Genomic DNA, 2,285 nt, shown 5'->3' on the forward strand with positions numbered 1-2,285 from the left:
CGATCTCGGAGAGCGTAGTGCGAACGTAAGAATTGTGCCCTGACTAAAGACACGAAAGAAGAAAAGGTACTTGACACCTATTATTACTGACACCTATTATATGATTAGGAAAGAAGTAGGAGGGTCGTTCACTGAGAGCGACCTGTTTTTATACCACTATGAATTTTAAACAACATTTGCCACATTATAGAGACGCATTCAAAAATGATTCGCGTTGGCTTCGGTTTGAATCGAAACATTATATATTTCATTATTTCCCGGAGTCTCTTGCGGAAAAAGATATTACCGCAATAGCAAACCGTCAAGAGAAAGTATACAAAAAAATAATAATCTTTCTTGACGGCGATTATCCTGCACAAAAAATATCCTATTATCTATATCCTTCAGAAGAAATAAAGAAGTCTCTTATGGGGGATGATGGTTTTGCGCAATCAATATACAACGACTTTATTATCCACGCATTATATACATCAGAGGTACAATTCATAGGGGAACATGAAGATATGCATTTATTGTCATTGCCATGGGGGCTTTCCATAAGCTTGTTTCAGGAAGGCCTTGCCGAATATATGGTGGGTTATGATTTCCGTGGATTAGACCATGATGTATGTAGTAAAAAAGCCATAGACAATAAAGCCTTATTAATGCCATCTCAATTAATGGATCAAGAGTCGTGGCTTAATACGAGTGATGATTTAATGTTTGAGTATTACTGTATAGCAGGTTCTTTTACGGGGTATCTGATAGATAATTATGGAAAAGATGTATTTAAGGATCTGTATATGAAAACATCCCGTGATTTTACAAGTGCGGAAAATGCCGGTGTATTTAAGCAAGTCTATGATAAGACCATTCAGGAAGGGGAAATTGATTGGTTAGAACACGTAAGAAAATCTTAACTTGTTAATATTAATGGGTCAGTCCTTATAAAAAGAAAAGAAACAAAAAAAGGGAACTGATCCCATTACCGCAATTATTACTCAATTACGTTTATGATTGAAGTCGAAAAAAAGTTTATTTTAACTGATGAGCAAGAAAGGAGTCTGATTCATGGAGCACAGTTTTTAGGTGTGAAAGAATTTATTGATGTATACTACGATGATTCAAATTATTCTTTAACAAAAAGAGATATTTGGTTAAGAAGTAGAGAAGGAAAATTTGAATTGAAGATCCCAATAAATGAATCTATAGAAAAAAGAGTTTCGGATCAATATAGAGAATTGGAAAATCTTGAAGATATATTAAAATATTTTAAGGTGAGTACGGGCGCATCTTTTGAAAATTTCTTAAAAGAAAAAAATTATAATGCTTTTTGTAGGATAACTACTACAAGAAAGAAATATAAAAAAGATGAATTTAATATAGATTTAGATGTTATGGATTTTGGCTACACATTGGCAGAAATAGAATACATGGCTAATAATGAGTCAGAGATTGGCGATGCAACTAAAGCTATCGTTAGGTTTGCAGAAAGATTTGGTATAAATTCTAACGATACAATCAGAGGAAAGGTAATTGAATATCTAAAAAGGAATAATCCAGTACATTTTCAAGAGCTTATTAATGCTAAAGTAATTACATAAAGCATAGATTGTCAATTTCTTTTTTAATTATTCCCCAATCAACAGTTCCAAACATATCCCATGGCCGGAACTCGAATTTTAAAGGAGTGCAAACGACTATTAAAACTTCAGAGTGCTGATTTCGGAGAGCGAAGTGCGTACATAAGAATTGTGCCCTGATTGGGGGGACTGGAAAGAAAAAGGGGGGAAGAAGGTCTATATTATTTTGTAAGAAAAAAGGCGTATTTCTACGCCTGTAATTAACCAACTAAGGATTAAGTGTTCATTTTACTCCGCATTGAACGGATGGCGCTAATGCTTCTGCCGATTCGACGTGCCAGTTCGGCATCAGAAGGTCTGTCGGGTGCCATTATTTGATTTATGTGTTCAATTGTCCACTCGGCACTATGGTTTCTAGGTTCTGCTGATGCTCTTGGACTTGGCGCACTATTTGCTCCTGGTAAAGAGGCGCGAATAATATGAATTTCTTGCTCTAGCTTATCTAGAGCTTCCACTACAATAGCAATTTCATCACCATTGAGAGTATCGAACTTTAGGCTAGTGGGAATCCGTTGCAACCAACGAATGAACACGTCAACTTTTGCCTTAATTTTCTGTGATGTGGAAATAGGTGTCAGGTACCTTTTCTTCAGAATCTGCATATTTCTATTCAATAAGATTTTCCATGTCTACATTTTTGTATATTACAATGTAGATTTGTTG

Annotated in this window: 3 protein-coding genes; 2 read left to right on the plus strand and 1 reads right to left on the minus strand. The window is 35.1% G+C overall.

Going from position 1 to position 2,285, the window contains the following annotated elements:
- Positions 1-158 precede the first annotated feature (158 nt).
- Positions 159-899 (plus strand): hypothetical protein, encoded by a 741-nt coding sequence (locus tag COU90_02465; protein ID PJE64290.1) that lies wholly within the window; start codon positions 159-161, stop codon positions 897-899.
- A gap of 84 nt (positions 900-983) precedes the next feature.
- Positions 984-1,583, plus strand: a complete 600-nt coding sequence (locus COU90_02470; protein ID PJE64291.1) for a hypothetical protein — start codon at positions 984-986, stop codon at positions 1,581-1,583.
- 254 nt (positions 1,584-1,837) lie between these two features.
- Here the strand turns inward: COU90_02470 and COU90_02475 are convergent, their stop codons facing one another.
- Positions 1,838-2,224 (minus strand): hypothetical protein, encoded by a 387-nt coding sequence (locus COU90_02475; protein ID PJE64292.1) that lies wholly within the window; start codon positions 2,222-2,224, stop codon positions 1,838-1,840.
- Between the last annotated feature and the right edge of the window lie 61 nt (positions 2,225-2,285).

The organism is Candidatus Ryanbacteria bacterium CG10_big_fil_rev_8_21_14_0_10_43_42, assembly GCA_002793915.1.
Taxonomy (GTDB): Bacteria; Patescibacteriota; Minisyncoccia; order Ryanbacterales; family 2-02-FULL-48-12; genus 1-14-0-10-43-42.